Consider the following 19,450-nt stretch of genomic DNA (forward strand, 5'->3'; position numbering starts at 1 on the left):
GATTAAATATGTACTTTTGCGCTTTAAATCTCAACTGTTTTTTTGCTATGAAAACTGACTCATTTAAACTACGTCATATTGGGCCTTCAGAAAAAGATCTAGGTGACATGTTAAACACCATCAAAGCTGATTCTATAGATCAACTTATCTTCGAAACGGTACCAGATGATATTTTATTAAAATCACCCTTACAGCTAGATGAAGCTATGAGTGAGCAAGAATATTCTGCTCATGTGCAACTGTTAGCTGCTAAAAACAAAGTATTTAAAACTTATATTGGTTTAGGATATCACGAAGCAAGTTTACCCGCAGTAATACAACGTAATATTCTAGAAAACCCAGGTTGGTATACTGCGTATACTCCTTATCAAGCAGAAATTGCTCAAGGTAGATTAGAAGCTTTATTGAATTATCAAACGATGGTTTGTGATCTTACAGGAATGGAATTAGCCAATGCCTCTTTACTTGATGAAAGTACAGCTGCTGCAGAAGCTATGACCATGTTATTTGCAGTGCGATCTAGAGCTCAGAAAAAAGAAAACGTTGACAAATTTTTTGTTTCTCAAGAAATTCTACCGCAGACACTTTCGTTGTTAAAAACAAGAGCAATTCCTTTGGGAATTGAATTAGTTATTGGTGACCATACTACATTTAATTTTTCTACTGATTTTTACGGTGCTATTTTACAATATCCAGGAGTATCTGGTCAAGTGTATGATTACGCATCTTTTGTAGAAAAAGCGCATCAATCAGAAATAAAAGTTGCTGTTGCTGCTGACATTCTTAGCTTGGTAAGCCTTAAATCTCCAGGTAGTTTTGATGTTGATGTAGTAGTTGGAACAACACAGCGATTTGGAATTCCATTAGGATATGGAGGTCCTCATGCAGCATATTTTGCAACAAGAGAAGCATATAAAAGAAATATTCCAGGAAGGATCATTGGAGTTACCCAAGATATGAATGGAAATCGTGCTTTGCGTATGGCGTTACAAACACGTGAACAACATATCAAACGTGATAAAGCTACTTCAAACATTTGTACAGCTCAAGTATTACTTGCTGTAATGGCAGGAATGTATGCTGTATATCACGGTAAAGACGGACTACAATATATCGCCAATAAAGTAAATAGTTCTACTACAAGTCTTGCAAATGCTATAACCAAACTAGGTTATAAGCAACTAAACACCGTATTCTTTGATACGATTCGATTTAAAGCAGATGCTAATAAAATTAAAGAAATAGCTGAAGCTCAAGAAGTAAACTTTTATTATCCAGATACAGAAACCGTATCTATCTCTTTGAATGAAGCTACCACAATTGTTGACATCAATAATATCGTATCAATTTTTGCAAAAGCTTCTGGAAAGGAATCTATCAAGATAACAGCAATTGATGCTGCCACGAGTATTCCTGATTTTGTAAAACGAAATACTGAATTCTTAACAAACGATGTATTTAACACCTATCATTCTGAAACAGAATTGATGCGTTATATCAAAAAACTAGAACGTAAAGATCTTTCTTTAAATCATTCTATGATTCCTTTAGGTTCTTGTACAATGAAATTAAATGCCGCATCAGAAATGCTTCCGTTAAGTAATGCGCAATGGGGTAATATACATCCATTAGTTCCTGTTGAACAGGCTCAAGGATATCAAGAAGTATTAAAAAAATTAGAAGATCAATTAACGGAAATTACTGGTTTTGCAGGAACTTCTTTACAACCTAATTCAGGTGCGCAAGGAGAATTTGCAGGATTAATGGTTATCCGTGCTTATCACGAATCCAGAGGAGATCATCATAGAAATATTTGCTTAATCCCTTCTTCTGCTCACGGAACAAATCCTGCATCAGCGGTAATGGCGGGAATGAAAGTCGTAGTAACAAAAGCAACCGAAGAAGGAAATATAGATGTAGAAGATCTTAAAGAAAAAGCAGAGAAATACAAAGACAATCTTTCTGCACTAATGGTAACATATCCATCCACTCATGGAGTATATGAATCTGCTATCAAAGAAATTACTCAAGTAATTCACGATAATGGAGGACAAGTATATATGGATGGTGCTAATATGAATGCTCAGGTGGGATTAACTAATCCAGGTGCTATCGGAGCAGATGTATGTCACCTGAATTTACATAAAACATTTGCAATTCCTCATGGAGGTGGTGGACCAGGTGTTGGACCTATTTGTGTAGCCAAACAACTAGTACCATTTTTACCTGGGAATCCAGTAATAACTACAGGAGGTGATCAAGCAATAACTGCAATTTCTGCAGCTCCTTGGGGATCGGCTTTGGCTTGTTTGATTTCTTACGGATATATAACAATGCTAGGAGCACAAGGTTTAAAAGAATCGACAGAATACGCAATCCTTAATGCTAATTATATTAAAGATCGATTAGATGGTCATTATAGCACACTATATTCTGGTGAACGTGGTCGTGCAGCTCACGAAATGATTATAGACTGTAGACCTTTTAAAGCACACGGGATCGAAGTAACTGATATCGCTAAGCGATTAATGGATTATGGATTCCATGCGCCTACTGTTTCTTTTCCTGTTGCAGGAACTATTATGATCGAACCAACAGAAAGTGAAAGTAAAGCAGAACTGGATCGTTTTTGTGATGCGATGATCAGTATCCGTCAGGAAATTTCGGAAGCAAGTTCTGATAATCCAAACAACATAATGAAAAATGCTCCGCATACAATGGCAATGCTAACAGCAGATACATGGGACTTCCCATACACCAGAGAGCAAGCTGCTTATCCACTAACTTATGTTGCAGATAATAAATTCTGGCCTACAGTTAGACGTGTGGATGACGCTTATGGTGATAGAAATCTAATTTGTACTTGTACTCCTATTGAAGAATATATGGAGGAAGTATAAATTTATATACTAAGCAATAAAATTGCCTGAGACTTAGAATGATAGTCTCAGGCAATTTTTATTTTATAACTAAATGGTTTTTAGAAAGCCCTTGACAGCTTTCCAATAGCTTTCATTATCCGAAAACCTTTCCCAAAGCGCTCTAGAACCATGATTCCCTTTAGTCTTAGGTAAAAAGAATTGTTTTTTTTCTGAGGTAATTGCATTATAGATTCCTGACCAACTCTTTTTTTCATTTTGTGCAGAAGTAATAAATACCGGAATCTTAATGTTAGCAGCACTACTAGTAATATAATTCTTTTCGCCAAAATATTCCCCAGGAGAAAACGACAATACTCCGTTCACAACATCTGGATAATCTCCTGCATATTTTAATACTAAAGATGAAGAATATGAACTTCCCCAAATAATAATTTTCTTAGGCTTATATGTCTTTTTTACATATGCAATAGCAGATTCCACATCTTGATAAGCATCCTTAAATTCAGTTTGCTTACCTTCTGTTTTAGCCACAGTGTTCGTTTTATTTGTTATATCATTTACTGAACCTCCTGATCGTTGATCAACAGCAAAACAATTATACCCTAATTTATTTAGTTTTGGAGCAATCTCCATATATTCCCCTCTACTCCATCCTGCCTGATGAAAAAGAATAATAAACGGATCACTTTCTTTGGCTTCATATAGATCCGCGGTCATCATTAATCCATCTTTAGACGGAAAATCAATTGTTTTTTGACCATACAGTGATACTGTTAAAAATATGATTGCTGAAGTAAGAATACTTTTCATAGAAAATAAATAATTAGTTAAGACCATACCGTCGTTAAAATACTAAATTACTTACTTGATTAATCTTATTGTTTTGTTATAGTTTCTAGAGCTATTATATAGGGACAATATTTCTATCTCCATTTTTACGGAGATAACTTTTAATTATTTTAGTGGTATGATACGTATGCTTCTGAAGATTCAAGAAATTATCAAAATCTTCTATAGAAACAATTTGTTCATCTTCTTGAATATATCCAAACCCCTTATAAATCCCATCCTGTATCATTACAAAACTTTGTTCATTAAAAGTTCTCCCTTTTTCCTTTATAAAATAACTTTTTTGATCTCTCCTAAGAGAAGACAATGCTTTTTGCACTCTCATATTATACAACGCAACAGACTCATTTCCAATACAAATACCTTTACAGTTCTTAATTTTATAATGAGAGCAGTTATCTGTAGTGCTCTGCAGACTACAATACCTAGGACATAATTGAAACATTTCGCAAAGCTGTTCCAACTTCTCTATCGCTTCTGCTCTACTATAAAAAATCTCCACAGAGTGATCAAACGTTTGTGATCTATCTATAGCCAATTGCACAACACCTTTTCTATTCGTATAAAACATAATACAATATGGAGCTACTGGTTTTTTCTGAGCTCTATTAAATTTCGGATAGTGCTTTTGAATTTTTTCTGATTCTAATAATAGCGCTACTAATTCGTTACCAGTAACCTCATAATCTATGGCATATGTTTCCTGACCTAGAGCATATTCTTTATTTTTTTTATCATAAAAATGACTAATGACACGTTGTTTAATATTCTTCGCTTTACCTGCATATATCACTTTCCCTTTTTGATTTTTAAACAAATAAACCCCCGTTTCTTCGGGCAATACATCTATATTTTCTATTTTAAGATGAGGAGGTAATGTTGCTTCTTTAGATCGTACATTTAAAAACTTATTGATAATTTCAAATTCTGGATCAAGACTAAGAATGCGCTGAAACAAGATAACAGTAGCATCTGTATCGCCTTCTGCTCTATGTCGACCTTCTAATGGAATGTTAAGTGAGGAACACAATTTCCCTAAACTATAAGAAAACATACCGGGAATTAACTTTCTAGATAAACGAACTGTACACAACTTCTTACGAACAAAAGAATATCCTAAATTTTTAAATTCACCTTTGATCACATTATAATCAAAGTTCACATTGTGAGCCACAAAAACAGCATCCGATGTCATCTCTATAATTCGCTCTGCAATTTCGTGAAACCTTGGTGCATTTCTTACCATATCATTATCTATTCCTGTTAATCCCGTTATAAAAGGAGGAATATGACATTCAGGATTCACCAAAGAAGTAAATTTATCCATAACAATATCGTCTTTTAGCAATACAATACAGATTTCTGTAATGCGATTACCATTAATGCCTTTACCCGTAGTTTCGACATCAATAATAGCATATAATTTTTCTGACATTACATTTCTTTTGAAATGCAAATCTAAAAGAAATATTCGATATTTGGAATTTTTCCTTTTATAATGGAATTTTTCCTAAACAAAACTTATAGTAAACATAAGAGAAAATAATGTTGCCTATAATCTTTGATATAAAACACTAACTATTATCTAAGAAGATAAGCAGCTAACCGAGTCGCATTCTCCTGATATGTATTCGCATAAGAAACAGGAAGTTCATTCTTTTTATAATAGGCAGTCAAGGTTTGTTTAGAGACAAAACTCATTGTTGCTTTTGAGTAACATTGAATCAATGCTTCTAATTTAAAAGAAACCGCAACCGCTGCAAATTTACCCTTAGTCTGTCTAGTAATAATAGCAATATGATCAGGTTTAACAGTATCAAAAAAATTATGAATCTCCTTTAGGAAAGTCTGAACATCCTCGTTTTTTTGATCATCGATAATTTCTACATATTTATCCTTACCTGTCAGATTTATATAGTTACCCAGTTCATCCTTAGACAACACTACAGAGATAGCTCTTTTTTTATTTATTTCGATTCCGATTACTTTCATTTTATCAAAGTTAGTATATAATTTCTAAAAGATATCCTCTAACATTTATTTGAAAATCTCATTTAACAAAACCAACCTAGAGTGATATAAGCTTTCTTAATATTTATTCTTATACATCAGGAATGCAACCACTCTTACTTATTCAATTAATTAACGAAATTAATATGTCTATCACATTTAAAGTAAAACAAAATTGACATATCATTAAAAAAACTTTAAATTGGTCAACCAATTTAAAGCACAAAATTAATACTAGCTTTTAAAACCTAAAACATCAAACCAAAAATTCGAAGGCTAGCTCATTTTTATAACTAAACTATTTAACACATTTTATATGAAAAATCTTCGCACATTTTGGTCTGAAAAAAAATATGATTTTGCCGTTTTTCCCAATACAGGGTTACTAAAAAAAAGAAGGCTGAAAGAATTATTTATAATTTCTTTTCTGTTTTCGTCTCACATTTTTGCTACTGAATACACAATTAGTTCAATAGATGATTTCAACAATTTAAGCTTATCTCCAGGTGATGTTGTTATTTGGGAAGATGGAGTCTATAATGATGATGAACGACTTGTATTTAGAGCTAATGGTACCTCATCAAATCCAATTACATTAAAAGCCGAAACCCCAGGTGGCGTTGTTTTTAATAATGGACTACAAATGGATATTGCTGGGAATTATTTAATAGTCGAAGGGTTTCATTGGAAAGGAGGTTACGGAGCTAGTAATTTCATCCAATTCAGAAATGGAACTACATATGCACAAAATTCTACAATACGAAATTGCGTAATTGATGGTTTAGGGGTTGAACCAGGTGATGCAGCAGAAGCCGAACAAGATGGGGCAATCGTGAAACATAGGTGGATTGTATTATACGGAAACAATAATAGTGTATTATATTGTTCTTTTTTAAATAAATCTACTGCTGGTGCCTTAGTGCTAGTAGAACTAGAGTACAATGCAGAAACTAATCGATGTGACATTGTCGGTCATACAATAAGCAACAATTATTTTTACAAATATGAAAAAATGGATCCTTCACTATCAAATTCTGGTGATAGTGAAACAATTCGCGTGGGTACAAGCGAATTCCAAAATGTAGATTGTAGAACAACAGTTAGTAATAACTATTTTGTTGAAGCTGATGGAGAAAATGAAATTATTACTAATAAAAGTGACAATAACATTTACCAAAACAACACTTTTAGAAGATGTAGAGGTTCTCTAACACTACGTCATGGTTCTGGTGCTACGGTAGAAGGGAATTATTTTTTAGGAGAAAATGTTGATGGAACAGGAGGAATTCGAATCGTTGATAGTGATCATTCGATTATTAACAATTACATTCAGGATTGTATTACCGTTATTGATCAAGCAAAATGGAATAATGGAATTACATTTATGGGAGGTTCCACCAATTCTCAAGATAATTGCAACTCCACAAGTGTTTCTAATGGGTATCAAAAATCAGAAGATATTACTGTTTCAAACAACACTATAGTAAATACAAGTGCACCATTATTTTTTAATGGAGATAAGGGTACAAGTAGTAATACCGGTAACGTTTCTAACAATGTTGTTTTCTTCTCTAATAACTCATCAAATATTACCGATGTTATAACCGAAGATGATCCTGGAGATTTTTCAGATATCGGTTCTTCAGTAACTTATTCCGGAAACGTATATAACAATACAAGCTTAGGGGCATCTGTTAATGGGTTTTCTCCAGCAAATTTATCCGCTAGTAGTAATGGTGAGATTTTTAATATTTCTGGCACTAGTGCAGGGTCCAACATACCACAATCTCCTTACTCTAATAATGATGTAGGATCTAACGTTGGTGCTTGCTTTGTTAATTCTATTGGAAATCCTCTTGGTTCTTGTAGTAACACACCACCAACTGATATATTAGCCGTATCCAACATTGATGATTTTAGTGCTAGTTCTCAAAGCAAAACACTCACCATAACATCCAACGTTAACTGGACAATATCTGATAATAGTTCTTGGATTACTGTAAGCCCTTTATCTGGAACAAATAATGGAGATGCTACAATAACGGTCACTGCTAATTCCCAAAACACCTCCAGAACCGGGATAATAACGGTGGCTGGAGGTTCAATAACTAGAACTATTACAATTACGCAATTAGGTATTGTATCAGACATTTTGATAGATTCTGTGGTTCTTACACCCAACGATACCACTCTTGAAATTGGAAATACATTACAGTTAACAGCCACCATATCTCCATCGGACGCAACCAATCAAAATATTACTTACACCAGTAATAATCCAACTGTTGTAACAGTTAATTCGAATGGATTGATTAGCGCCACTAATGTTGGAGAAGCCGTTATAACAGTTACAACAGATGACGGAGGATTCACAGACACCACTACTATAAATGTAATTACCCCAACAACAGGAACAAATCTAGCTTTAAATAAACCAATCACTGCTACAGGTACACCAGATAGCAATAATATTGCTTCCAATCTTGTAGATAATTCTACTACGTCACGTTGGTCTGTTAATGGCTTTCCTAATTCCTTTACAGTAGACCTTGGAGCTATTTATAGTATTAATAAAACAGAGCTGGTTTTTTACCAAGATAGAGCCTATCAATATACCATAGAGATAGCTACAGAATCTAATGGGCCATACACGGAAATAATTGACAGAAGCAATAACTCAACTCCTGGAACCGTTGCTGCTCCCGTAACCGACCTATTCTCTCCTGTTAATGCTCGTTTCATTAAAGTAGCTGTTTCCGGAGCGTCAGGTTATTCAGGACCTTGGATTAGTATATTAGAGTTTAGAGCTTTTGGTTCTTCTATTGATACTCCAAATTGTATTGCAGGAAGTAATCTATCATTAAACGCAAACCTTTCTAGTTACAGCAACCAACAAACAGAAAATCCAGCAAGCAATATTTTGGATGACAATACCGATAACAGATGGTCTGCAGAAGGGTTTCCGCAAAACGCGGTAATAGATTTAGGAGAAGAATATACTATCAACGAAATTAACTTATATCCGTATAATGACAGAGCATATCAGTTCATTGTAGAAGGTTCTAGCAACTCCCCTACTTCTGGTTTTTCCATTTTAACAAATGCTTCCAATAATACCTCTGGCGGCTCAGTAATTAACAGGGATTTTTCGGAGCAATCAGTTAGATATGTCAAACTTACAATAACAGGTGCATCTGGATATTCTGGCAATTGGTCATCTATTAAAGAATTTGAAGTAATCTGTTCTGGTAGTAGTCAAAGTTTATCAAACAGAAGCGAACCTTTAGAGAATAATGAAATTTTGATATATCCGAATCCTTTTACAACAAACCTTACGATTCAATTACCAAAAAACAATACCGAAATTACCAAAGCACAAATAATAGATGTATTTGGTAGAGAAGTTGCTGGTAAATCTATACCGAACTCCTCATCTAACAACGTTAGTTTTGTCACAAACTTACCTAAGGGTATTTATTTCCTGAGGTTATTGAACTCTGCAAACAAAGTAATTAAAACGAAAAAAGTAATTAGTAATAATTACTAAAAAATATTTATTCCTTTCAGACTATGGTTGATTTTTTAGGTTACACTAACTATTCAGCCATAGTTTTTATATCACATATTCCCAAAAACTAACTATCTTTTTCATGTGACAATAACCATTTTTTGCGTTCTATTCCTCCACTATATCCTGTCATATTTCCATTTTTTCCTATAACTCTATGACAAGGAATTATTATGGATATTCTATTACATCCATTAGCAGAAGCTACGGCTCTAATCGCTTTTGGTTTACATATCCTTTCTGCTTGTTGCTGATATGTTATTGTTTCTCCATATTTAATTTCTTTTATGCCATCCCAAACTATATTTTGAAACTCAGTTCCTGGTGTTTCAAGAAGAACATCAAAAACCTTTCGTTTTCCGTCAAAATATTCAGCCACCTCTCTTTTAGCTTGTTTAATATGTTTATTATTTCCTGCCAGTATCGAAGCATTCAATCGCTTCTGCAAATCTTCAAATTCTGTTTCTAGTAATTGTCTATCTACAAATTCTAAAAGACAAACTCCCTGTTCGGTAGCACAAATAAACATTGGACCTAACGGTGTTGTTAATCTATCAATTAAAATTATTTTTTTATCACTGCTTTTTTTTGGAGAATCTCCTATCATCTTTTTAAAAGTGTACCCAAAACCACTTAAAGACTCATAGCCCATATCAAAGGCTGTATGTGTGGCGTTTTTACCTTTTTTTATTTCTTGAAAAGCATTATTAATTCGATACATTCTTTGATAACTATGAAATGTCATTCCGTAGCTTTTCTTAAACCATCTTCTTACAATCTCTGGGCTAATTGCCAATTTTCGCAATTGATTATCAGTAATTTTCTCTTTTGGATTTTGTCGCACTAAAGCTATTGCTCTTTCTACATGATCAGGAGCCATATTGGCATTCTCTGTTGGTTTGCAAATTTTACAAGGTCTGTATCCATTATCCAAAGCATCTTTAATCGATGTATAAAACTCTACATTTTCTAATTTAGGTTTTCTAGCTCTACAAGTCGCTATACAAAAAATGGAAGTTGTTTTTACTCCTACAAAAAAGATACCCACAAAGCTTTCTTTTCGTTCCAATAAAGCTTTATAATATAATTCTATTTTATCATTTTCCGTTACTAACATATCTCAAAAAATGGATTGAAATGATCGTTGATCTAGTATCCTTTTGGTAGTGCTACCCAATTGACTATACATTTTATCAAACAAAAAATTACCGATACTAATTCTTCGTACTCCTAATTTTTTCAAAGTATCAAAATCTGATAAATCAGGGACGCACATTACATTGACAGGTAATTGAGTATAATCTACAATTTCCTTAATTTCTAACTCTTTTTTAATACAGGGAATGAAAATTCCATCCGCACCTGCTTTTTCATACAATTGTATTCGTTTTTTAGTTTCCTCAAGCACATTAGGATGTTCTAACAAAAAAGTATCTGTTCTTACATTTATAAAAATATCCAAATTTTCTTTTGATACTGCATTCATTATTCTTTCCAACTTATTAGCAAATTCTTTCGCTGGTAACAATATTCTTTTATCATCAACAATACTATCCTCTATATTAATTCCCGAAACACCTAAATCAGCCATTTTTCTTATATGCTCCGTAATAATTATAGGGTTTCTGCTATACCCAGCCTCCAAATCTACAGATAAAGGTAAATTAGAATTTACTTTAATTCGTTCGACAAAATATCTTAATTCAGAAAATGCCATTTGTTCGCCATCTTCATATCCTAATAGAGCAGCAATGGCGGAACTCGATGTTCCTATCGCTTGGAAACCTATTTTTTCTGCCATTTTACTACTAGGAACATCCCATACATTTCCTAAAAGCAATGGTGTTTCTTGATTATGTAATTCTTTAAAATTCATCGTTTTTTGTTTTTCACAAAGTACCGATGACGATATTTATTCAGCAACCGAAAACTTGACAAGTATTTTTATTCCGAAGAATTTATTTTTTGGAAAGCTTAAGAATCAAATCTAAATTAGATCGTAATTCATTTAATTGCCATTGCCTTGCGTTGGCTTTTGTGGCTAGTAAAATAGACTGACGACTCGCCTGTTCAGCTTCTTTTATTTTTTTTCTAGCAGTATATATTTTTGACAAACCATCATAAGCACGGAACGAGTTAGGGTGGCTTTCCAGACTCTTTTTAAAAGTTACTTCCGCTTCATTATATTTCTTATCTTCTAACTGATACCCTCCTAACACACTATAAAAAGTATCTAATGAATTTGGGAAATGAATTTCTATCTCTGATTCCAAAATTGCTATATCCTCTCTTAAATTTTTGCGATAATAATAATTCATCATATTACCAAAATTATAAGCTGGTAACGAAAACTTAGTATCGAATTCTGTATTTAATTTTTTATAATAATTTATTAGATCTTTCGCAGATGAAAATGAGTAAAATTTATCTCTACTAACCTCCCAATCTTTAAATAATTGAATTAATGCCTCTTTCAATGCAATCATATGAACGGATCCGTGATTCTCATCCTTATAATATGTAAAACTCCAATTAGTATCATAAGGAAAGTATTTATCTAATACCCCTACAAAACCTCTCACACCCATACCCTGCGTATTGGCTAAAGACAAAAATAAGTTAGCACTTAATTCTTTTTGATTTTCAAAAACCGTATCTGCTGTTTTATTAAGTATATAATCATTCCACCATAAAGAAGGATCAATCGCAATAAAACTATCAAATGCAGTTTGCTTTTCTAGATAATGGTTTACAACAAATAAACCTCCCATAGAATGTCCTACTAATATATCATAAGAAGATGTCCTGTATTTCTTATTCACTAAAGGTTTTAATTCTTGTTCCAAAAATGACATAAACTTATTTGCACTTCCACCTTCTGAGCCTTCTGCGTTGGGACGACAATATTCTCGATACTTTGCACTTCCTTTGTCAGAAATCGCGACCAAAATCATTTCCGGTATTTTATCTGCTACACTTGACAGAAATTCTACCAATCCAGAATCATGATAAAAATTATAGTCTCCATCCATTAAATAGATAACTGGAAAGTTCCCTTGATCGCTATAAAAATAACTAGGTGGCAAATACACTTGAAAACTTCTTTTCTCTCCTAAAATACTAGAATTAAGAGAGTTTCGTTCCACAGGAATCAACGCATTATCTACAACCTGACCAAAAGTATTAAACGTTATAACTAATACCAATAAGAGGAGGAAATGTTTCATAAAAATGATTTAAAATCAGGTAGAATAATCTTTGCGTTGCAAAATAAGAAACATCAATTATGATACTATTAAAAATATGGTAATTTTAATTAAACTGATTATCTATAAAAACCTAAAGCAATGAAACACCGTATCATAATATAATCATTCGATTGACTCAGTATATTCTAAAAACAACTTACAACCTGCTATTGTCCAAGCATATGTTTCAGACAACTCTCTTTCTCCTCGACTTTGTGCTAGCTCTCCTTCTAATCGACATACGCGTGTGATACGATGTATAGCGCCTTCCATCAAATTATACAATCGATCATCTGATTTGGTTATAACCGGAGACTGATTTGCTATTTCTAGTTTGTTCTTTATATCAGCAATTTCACTACCGACACCAATTTTCATTACCTGCATCATTGATGCTAGACGTATTAATTCTGATAAAAATTCTCTTGGCATGCACAAATACCCTGATTGCGCAGGATTAGGAATCGCATCCTTACTGCCTTCACTGATGATTTGCTTAACCATAAAAGAAAAAGTGGTTGACATTTTAATAGCTCTTTTAAAGACTGCTGGTTATTAGATTGTTATATAGTTCCAAAACTATACAAGTATACCCTAACAAAAAACGGGTAAAATCCCCCGTTTTTAAATCATACAATAATAGGGAATTTTCCCTTTTCTAATAAAAATAAAAGAGGTAAATTAATTTTGATTTCTTATACATTAGATTATCAAAATCTAATGACTATTTAGGAATAAAGTATAACAACTTATTCGATAGTTAATTAAAGAGAATAGTGGATATAAATAGCTATTTATTACTAATAGTATCTTACAGTAATTAAAAAAAATGCACAAATCTAATGGCTACAAATTTTCTGGATTTACAGCTAAATTTTTAAACAGTTTTGCTTTAGTATCGAAATACTTATTTTGTAATTTATTCTGTTTCAATTGGGCATCAATTAGTTTACTTTCTCTAGAATTAATCAAAAATAAAGAACTTTCTCCAAAACTAAATTTTCGTTCTTCGGCTCTTAGTAATGTAGTATAATCTGTTACAATATCAGTAATCAGTTTGTTTTGAGTTTTGAAAGAATCTAGCTCATTATTGATTGCATTTACTTTATTTTCAATTTGTAATTGTACACTTGCTAACTCATATTGACTATCTTGGATTTTATACTTAGCCAATTTAACCGCACCTCTTTCTTTTCGTAAAAACAATGGAAACTGAAATGCTACCCCTCCTTTATAATCCGCAGTATTAAATGAATTCGCAATTTCTGGCGAAGGAGTTAAAAAATTATATTCCAAATTAATTTTAGGCAGTAACTTATTTGCTTTTAATTTACGATCCACTTCTAGACCTTCTATTTTATAATTCAAAGATCTTAGTTTAGGATGATTTGCTAAATCTACTTCTGTAAACAATGCCTGTTGTATCTGCAATGTCTGGTCAATAACAATATCTACTTCATTGTCTGGAATCACATTAGGTTGTATCTCTACGGGAATATTATTTCCGATCCATAAATAATTAGATAGCTCCAAACTTGATTTCATCAATTTTACTTTAGCTTGTTCTAAACTTAATTGACGATTCTGTACTGTGATCTGCGCTTCTACAGTATCTATAATTGCCTTATCTCCGGCTAATGCACTCTTCTTTACTCCACCAAAACGGGCCCTTGCGTTAATCAAAAAGTTCTGATAAATTTCTTTTTCATTATATGCTTCTAACCAATTAAAATAAGCCAACGATGCATTATACAAAATTTCATTCACTAAAATATCTCTATCTACTTTGGTTTGTTCTCTAAATAATTTTGCTTTTTTAAGTGCAGCCATTCGATCATTAATTAACAATCCTTGCGCAATTGGAACCGATATACCTGCGCTATATAAGCCTTCATTGGGTACAGTTCTTTCTGGGTTTAAAAATATCCCTTCATTCTGCTCAAAATTAGCCTTTAATTCTATCCCATACCAAGTAGGTACTTTAAACGTCGCATTTAATAAATCATAGTATTCAGAACCTTTGAACTTTTTTCTATCATAATCTACTTCAATTTTAGGATCAAAACCTCCTCTAGATTTCAGTAGATTAGCTTCTCCTACACTTATATTTAACTCAGCTTGCTTTGCGATGGGGTGATGTTTTTTCACAAACCCTAGATATTCTCTAAAATTAAGTTTTATCGAGTCTTGTTCCTGCGCATAGGTTGCAGTTGTCAAAAAAAGAAAACTGTACAACAAAAGTTTGTTCATAGATTATTTCTTTTTGGTAGTTGCTATTTTATCCTCGGGTTGGTAATAATTAGGAGGAAAACCATTTAACTGTCTCCATAATTCGAACCAAATTGGTACATCTTCTAACAATGCAATGGTATTGGCTCCTGATCCTACACGCACTCCATCTGGCCAGGGATGATCTTTTTCATCGGGTGAAATTAATATTCTGTATTTCCCATTAGGGCTAATAAATGTTTCTACTGCAACTATTTTACCTCCATATGTTCCGTACGATACATTGGGCCATCCACTAAAAATAATCGCAGGCCAACCATCAAATTGTACTCTTACTTCTTCTCCAATATGCACTAATGGTAAATCAATGGGTTTCACAAATGTTTCTACCGCCAGATCATATTCTGATGGCATAATACCAACTAACCGATCCCCTTCTTTAAATGTCTCTCCTATTCCGGATTGTATCGCTTTATTGATATACCCATTTTGCGGTGCAGTGATAAAATACAAGCCATTTCTTATTTCATAATTGGTATACTGATTTTCTAATTTGGTAACCTGTGCTTCTGCATCAAATTGACTTGACTGTGCAGTAAATCGATCACTCTGAGACTTGGATATCTTCTCTGCATATTCTGCTTTGATCCGATTCATTTCTATCTGCGCATTGATAACATCATTTTTACTAGCTAGTAACTTGTTTTCTTGCGAAATTAACTTAGCTTGAGTCTCTTGTAATTTTAAACGTTTAGTTTCTACATCTGTTAATGACTTCAGTCCTTCACTTTCTAGCTGCTCGGTTCGCTTAAATTGTCTTTCGGCTATAGCTATATTGGTCTTTGCCGCTTCTAGATCAATACTATCACTTTTTACCTTTAGGTTAGATTGTAATAACTTATTATCTGCCTGTTTTAATTTTAAAGAGCGTTCTCTAACCAATGCATCTGCTTGATTACCTAACGCTTTTACTTTTTCTTCATATGAAGTAACAGCCATAGATTTTGCTTTTATCTGTTGTCCAGTTCTAGCGACAAGATTGGGATCAAAATATTCATTTTTAACCTCTGAAATACGTAAAATAGTATCACCTTTTTTTACAAAATCTCCTTCTCGTACATACCACTGTTCTATTCTTCCAGGTATAGGCGATTGTATTGTTTGTGGTCGTTGATCAGGTGTTAGTGTCGTAACAAATCCAGTCCCAGAAATGTTTTGAGTCCAAGGAAAGAATAAAATGATAAAAAGGATAATAGTAAATACTAATAAAAAACGATTAAAATACTTATAATGATCTTTACCAAATACTTTCTGAGATGCTTTATACCCTAAAATATCTACAGTTCTATTCAACTTATTATTTGAAATATTTAGCATACCTTTCTATTTTTCACTTATTATTTTACCATTATCTACGGTAATAATTCTACCACAACGCGATGTCCATTTAGCATTTTCACTAACTACAACTAACGCCCAAGGATTTTCTGGCTCCACCAGAAAGTCCATAATTCTGGCAGCTTCAGTTTCATTAAATTGATCTAAAGGATCCTTTAGAATTAACAATTTCGGTTTTGTAACAATTCCTCTAGCTAATACTATTTTTTTAGAAATCGTATATGGTATCTGCTTACCTTCCGGATACAACATCGTTAATAAACCTTTAGGTTGTTCTTTTACAAATTGAAGCAATCCTACTTTTTCTAAAGCCCAATAAACTTGTTCACTGGTAATACTTTCATCTCCAAAAGTGATATTCTCTAAAATAGTTCCTTCAAACGGAGATTCCTCTGTCAATGACTGCCCAATATACCCTCTATAATAATTTAAATTCACTCCCTTTAGCGAGACATTATTGATATATATACTACCTGTATCGGGTTCTAATAAACCTGCAATTAATCTAAGAAGAGTTGATTTACCAGAACCATTAGGTCCCTGTATCAATATGGTACAACTCTCTGAAATATTAAGAGAAACATCATCGATAATTCTTTTATCTCTATCCGGAACGGCATAAGAAACCTGGTCCAACTCTATCACAAACCCCTCATCTTCTTTAAAAGGTTTTTCCCCTTCCTGAGGTTCTAATTGTTTATCAACTACCTGACCTATTTTTTCCAAAGAAGTCAATACATCATAGAAAGATTCTAAACCTACAATTAGTTTTTCTACAGAGGTAATCACTAATAAAATAATGATCTCAGCTGCTACGAACTGTCCTATATTCATCTTCTGATTTAAAACTAAAACACCACCTATTAATAGAAGGCCAGCAGTAACTAATACCTTAAAACCAATCATCTGAATAAATTGCAATACGAGTATTCTAAAATGGCTTTCTCTAGAATCTAAGTAATCCGCTACTAAAGCATCGTTCTTATTAAGTGCCAAGCTTGTTCTTCCTGATAATTTAAAACTTACTATTGACCTCGCAACTTCCTGGATCCAATGGGCAACTTTATACTTACTTTTAGACTCACTAAGACTAGTTTCTAAACCTTTGGTTGCTGTATATTTAAATACGATATAGATTAAAACCAATAAAAGCAAACCATAAATAATAAAAAATGGATGATAAAATGACAGTAATAGAAGCCCAAAGATTATTTGCACCAAAGCTGTCGGAAAATCTACTAATATCTTTGACAATCCTTTTTGTATAGTCAAAGTATCAAAGAATCTATTTGCTAATTCTGGCGGATAATAATTACGTAACTCACTCATCTTGATTTTAGGAAACCTATATGTGAATTCAAAAGATGCTCTAGTAAAGATCTTTTGTTGTACATTTTCTATAATCCTAATTTGCATAAACTGTAATATCCCTACAAATAGAACTCCAGCCGTAACTAAAATTACTAGGATTATCCAGGAAGTACTAACCTGCGCTCCTTGTAATAAATTTATAATAGCTTGTATTCCTAAAGGAAGGGATAAACTTACCAATCCAGCGAAAATTGCATAATAGAATACTTGCAGGATATCTCTTTTATCAAGTTTTAAGAGCCCCATCAAACGCTGCCAAGCGGTCAATATATTTTTAGCCATTCTTGTGGTTATTTAAAGAATTAAATACTAAATCAATAAAATATTTTGTAGGAGTAATTTTCTCATCACAATCCGTTAACGAAGAAAAATGATCTCTTAAGAAATGTTGATGCAATGTACCCTCAGTAATGGTACTGGCCAAACTAGCAGGATAATAATATGTTTCGTCCACTTGTATAATCATATCTTTAATCCTGTTCACTAGTCTTTTGTAAATAGAAAAGTATCCATCTTTATTCTCGTTATCAACCTCCTTAGTCAGATATGATTTAGAATATTCATTAATTACAATCTTGTTTAATAAAACCTCGTTAATGTGGGAGAAGGAAGAATCTTCTTTTGTAGTCCGAGTTACAATTTCGATAGCTTTGGTTAATTTTTCTTTAGCATCAGAAATACTATTAGTGGTAAACACTAATTGATACTCTAGCCAACCCCAATACCAAGAAGTTAGATATAACAAGAGCTTATGCTTGTTTTCAAAATAGCGATATATCGAACTTTCATTAGATCCTATCTTAACGCCTAATTTTTTAAAAGTAAAACTATCAAAACCGATTTCATCGATTAAAAGAATACTATATTCTACAATTTTCTTTCCTAAAGTAGAAGATTCTGGATCCTTTAAATATATATTATTATTGATATTAACCTTTAAGTCTTGGAGTATATATTTCATAACTAAAACTATTTTGTTCAAAAATAATAGTATTACTATTATGATTTAATACATTAACTATTATTTAACCAAATTTTATGTTTTAATGTTAAGTAAATAATGCTATATTTATTGTAGACATCTCTCTCAATCAACTCAATACAATACACATGAAAAAACTGTTATTTATCGCATTTATATCGATACTCTCGATACATGCACAAGAGCAAAAATTTACATCTCCTGATAGTGTAAATATTGGAGATATTATGACTTTAGGAAAACCATCTGGAAAAACATATAAGCATATTCTATTTCCAAAAACTAATTTTATTATTAAAAAAGGAGGAACCACAAACTACAAGAAATTAAGTGGTTTAAGAGTAATTATTACTAACAAAGAAACCAAAGAAGGAAAAACGATTATCTCTATCAAAAGAAATGATCAAAAACAATTTCTGAACAGTATTCGGATAGTAAAAGTAAATCTTAAAGCTGCCTTGGAAGCAAAAGAAATTTTTTAGTAAATAAGAAAAATAGCTATATACGGATTGATAATTACATTATCATTTATTAGCAATTTCCATAAGTTTATCTCTAATATCCTTATCATCTAAATATTGCAATAAAACTTGTTTAAAATAATCCTTCTTACCATATGTTACTTCGGATTCTTGAACGATATGGTCTTCTTTTAGCATATTTCCTTCTCCAGTAACAAGCCAAGTAGGATTAATTTCTGTATACAATTGTATAATCTTTTCAATAAAATCACCTCCAATATTACTATTTGCAGACTGCAATCTATGTAAATAGCCCGCACTTGCTCCTATAGAAAGGCTAAAACTCCTAAGGCTTATTCCCAAATGAGCTGCAAATAAAATAACTCTATCTAAAATTTTATCTTTTTTATCCAAAATATTGACTATTATTTGCGTATATCTAATATTTTATA

The 19,450-nt window shown here is 32.5% G+C and carries 15 protein-coding genes; 3 read left to right on the forward strand and 12 right to left on the reverse strand.

Annotated elements, in window-relative coordinates:
* Window positions 1-47 precede the first annotated feature (47 nt).
* On the forward strand, window positions 48-2,900 hold the full coding sequence (gcvP, locus tag H526_RS0108530; RefSeq protein ID WP_027392619.1) for an aminomethyl-transferring glycine dehydrogenase: 2,853 nt from the start codon (window positions 48-50) through the stop codon (window positions 2,898-2,900).
* Between the two features lie 69 nt (window positions 2,901-2,969).
* Here the strand turns inward: gcvP and H526_RS28680 are convergent, their stop codons facing one another.
* From H526_RS28680 to H526_RS30730, 3 genes are all read right to left on the reverse strand, one after another.
* On the reverse strand, window positions 2,970-3,692 hold the full coding sequence (locus H526_RS28680) for an alpha/beta hydrolase (protein WP_158594433.1): 723 nt from the start codon (window positions 3,690-3,692) through the stop codon (window positions 2,970-2,972).
* 94 nt (window positions 3,693-3,786) lie between these two features.
* Complete coding sequence (locus tag H526_RS0108540; protein WP_027392620.1) at window positions 3,787-5,166, reverse strand: exonuclease domain-containing protein; 1,380 nt, start codon at window positions 5,164-5,166, stop codon at window positions 3,787-3,789.
* Window positions 5,167-5,312: 146 nt separating this feature from the next.
* Window positions 5,313-5,723 (reverse strand): DUF3010 family protein, encoded by a 411-nt coding sequence (locus H526_RS30730; protein WP_051336062.1) that lies wholly within the window; start codon window positions 5,721-5,723, stop codon window positions 5,313-5,315.
* Window positions 5,724-6,057: 334 nt separating this feature from the next.
* On the opposite strand from H526_RS30730, the gene H526_RS30735 reads away from it, so the two are divergent.
* Window positions 6,058-9,288 (forward strand): chondroitinase-B domain-containing protein, encoded by a 3,231-nt coding sequence (locus H526_RS30735; RefSeq protein ID WP_051336063.1) that lies wholly within the window; start codon window positions 6,058-6,060, stop codon window positions 9,286-9,288.
* Between the two features lie 88 nt (window positions 9,289-9,376).
* Here H526_RS30735 and H526_RS0108555 read toward each other — a convergent pair whose 3' ends face one another.
* From H526_RS0108555 to H526_RS0108590, 8 genes are all read right to left on the reverse strand, one after another.
* Window positions 9,377-10,426 (reverse strand): bifunctional transcriptional activator/DNA repair enzyme AdaA, encoded by a 1,050-nt coding sequence (locus tag H526_RS0108555; protein ID WP_027392621.1) that lies wholly within the window; start codon window positions 10,424-10,426, stop codon window positions 9,377-9,379.
* Between the two features lie 3 nt (window positions 10,427-10,429).
* Window positions 10,430-11,185, reverse strand: a complete 756-nt coding sequence (locus tag H526_RS0108560) for an isocitrate lyase/PEP mutase family protein (protein WP_027392622.1) — start codon at window positions 11,183-11,185, stop codon at window positions 10,430-10,432.
* An 82-nt stretch (window positions 11,186-11,267) separates the two neighbouring features.
* Window positions 11,268-12,536 (reverse strand): alpha/beta hydrolase-fold protein, encoded by a 1,269-nt coding sequence (locus H526_RS0108565; protein WP_081415578.1) that lies wholly within the window; start codon window positions 12,534-12,536, stop codon window positions 11,268-11,270.
* A gap of 144 nt (window positions 12,537-12,680) precedes the next feature.
* A complete protein-coding gene (locus H526_RS0108570; RefSeq protein ID WP_035084936.1) occupies window positions 12,681-13,082 on the reverse strand; it encodes a hypothetical protein in 402 nt (133 codons plus the stop codon).
* Between the two features lie 321 nt (window positions 13,083-13,403).
* Complete coding sequence (locus tag H526_RS0108575) at window positions 13,404-14,807, reverse strand: TolC family protein (RefSeq protein ID WP_027392625.1); 1,404 nt, start codon at window positions 14,805-14,807, stop codon at window positions 13,404-13,406.
* 3 nt (window positions 14,808-14,810) lie between these two features.
* Window positions 14,811-16,163, reverse strand: coding sequence for an HlyD family secretion protein (locus H526_RS0108580; protein WP_027392626.1), 1,353 nt, complete (start codon window positions 16,161-16,163; stop codon window positions 14,811-14,813).
* A gap of 6 nt (window positions 16,164-16,169) precedes the next feature.
* Complete coding sequence (locus tag H526_RS0108585; protein ID WP_027392627.1) at window positions 16,170-17,837, reverse strand: peptidase domain-containing ABC transporter; 1,668 nt, start codon at window positions 17,835-17,837, stop codon at window positions 16,170-16,172.
* Complete coding sequence (locus tag H526_RS0108590; RefSeq protein ID WP_027392628.1) at window positions 17,830-18,516, reverse strand: TetR/AcrR family transcriptional regulator; 687 nt, start codon at window positions 18,514-18,516, stop codon at window positions 17,830-17,832. Before H526_RS0108590 ends, H526_RS0108585 begins: the two co-directional genes overlap by 8 nt.
* A 149-nt stretch (window positions 18,517-18,665) precedes the next feature.
* Between H526_RS0108590 and H526_RS0108595 the strand changes: the two genes are divergently transcribed.
* On the forward strand, window positions 18,666-19,019 hold the full coding sequence (locus tag H526_RS0108595; protein ID WP_035084939.1) for a hypothetical protein: 354 nt from the start codon (window positions 18,666-18,668) through the stop codon (window positions 19,017-19,019).
* A 42-nt stretch (window positions 19,020-19,061) separates the two neighbouring features.
* Here H526_RS0108595 and H526_RS30740 read toward each other — a convergent pair whose 3' ends face one another.
* Entirely contained in the window at window positions 19,062-19,412 is a 351-nt protein-coding gene (locus H526_RS30740; protein WP_051336064.1) for a hypothetical protein, read from the reverse strand.
* Window positions 19,413-19,450: the final 38 nt, after the last annotated feature.

Source organism: Aquimarina latercula DSM 2041 (genome assembly GCF_000430645.1).
GTDB lineage: Bacteria > Bacteroidota > Bacteroidia > Flavobacteriales > Flavobacteriaceae > Aquimarina > Aquimarina latercula.

Excerpts from the sequence above, each read along its gene's own strand:
- gcvP (WP_027392619.1), top strand. The coding sequence starts at position 48 with ATGAAAACTGACTCATTTAAACTACGTCATATTGGGCCTTCAGAAAAA.
- H526_RS28680 (WP_158594433.1), bottom strand. The coding sequence starts at position 3,692 with ATGAAAAGTATTCTTACTTCAGCAATCATATTTTTAACAGTATCACTG.
- H526_RS0108540 (WP_027392620.1), bottom strand. The coding sequence starts at position 5,166 with ATGTCAGAAAAATTATATGCTATTATTGATGTCGAAACTACGGGTAAA.
- H526_RS30730 (WP_051336062.1), bottom strand. The coding sequence starts at position 5,723 with ATGAAAGTAATCGGAATCGAAATAAATAAAAAAAGAGCTATCTCTGTA.
- H526_RS30735 (WP_051336063.1), top strand. The coding sequence starts at position 6,058 with ATGAAAAATCTTCGCACATTTTGGTCTGAAAAAAAATATGATTTTGCC.
- H526_RS0108555 (WP_027392621.1), bottom strand. The coding sequence starts at position 10,426 with ATGTTAGTAACGGAAAATGATAAAATAGAATTATATTATAAAGCTTTA.
- H526_RS0108560 (WP_027392622.1), bottom strand. The coding sequence starts at position 11,185 with ATGAATTTTAAAGAATTACATAATCAAGAAACACCATTGCTTTTAGGA.
- H526_RS0108565 (WP_081415578.1), bottom strand. The coding sequence starts at position 12,536 with ATGAAACATTTCCTCCTCTTATTGGTATTAGTTATAACGTTTAATACT.
- H526_RS0108570 (WP_035084936.1), bottom strand. The coding sequence starts at position 13,082 with ATGTCAACCACTTTTTCTTTTATGGTTAAGCAAATCATCAGTGAAGGC.
- H526_RS0108575 (WP_027392625.1), bottom strand. The coding sequence starts at position 14,807 with ATGAACAAACTTTTGTTGTACAGTTTTCTTTTTTTGACAACTGCAACC.
- H526_RS0108580 (WP_027392626.1), bottom strand. The coding sequence starts at position 16,163 with ATGCTAAATATTTCAAATAATAAGTTGAATAGAACTGTAGATATTTTA.
- H526_RS0108585 (WP_027392627.1), bottom strand. The coding sequence starts at position 17,837 with ATGGCTAAAAATATATTGACCGCTTGGCAGCGTTTGATGGGGCTCTTA.
- H526_RS0108590 (WP_027392628.1), bottom strand. The coding sequence starts at position 18,516 with ATGAAATATATACTCCAAGACTTAAAGGTTAATATCAATAATAATATA.
- H526_RS0108595 (WP_035084939.1), top strand. The coding sequence starts at position 18,666 with ATGAAAAAACTGTTATTTATCGCATTTATATCGATACTCTCGATACAT.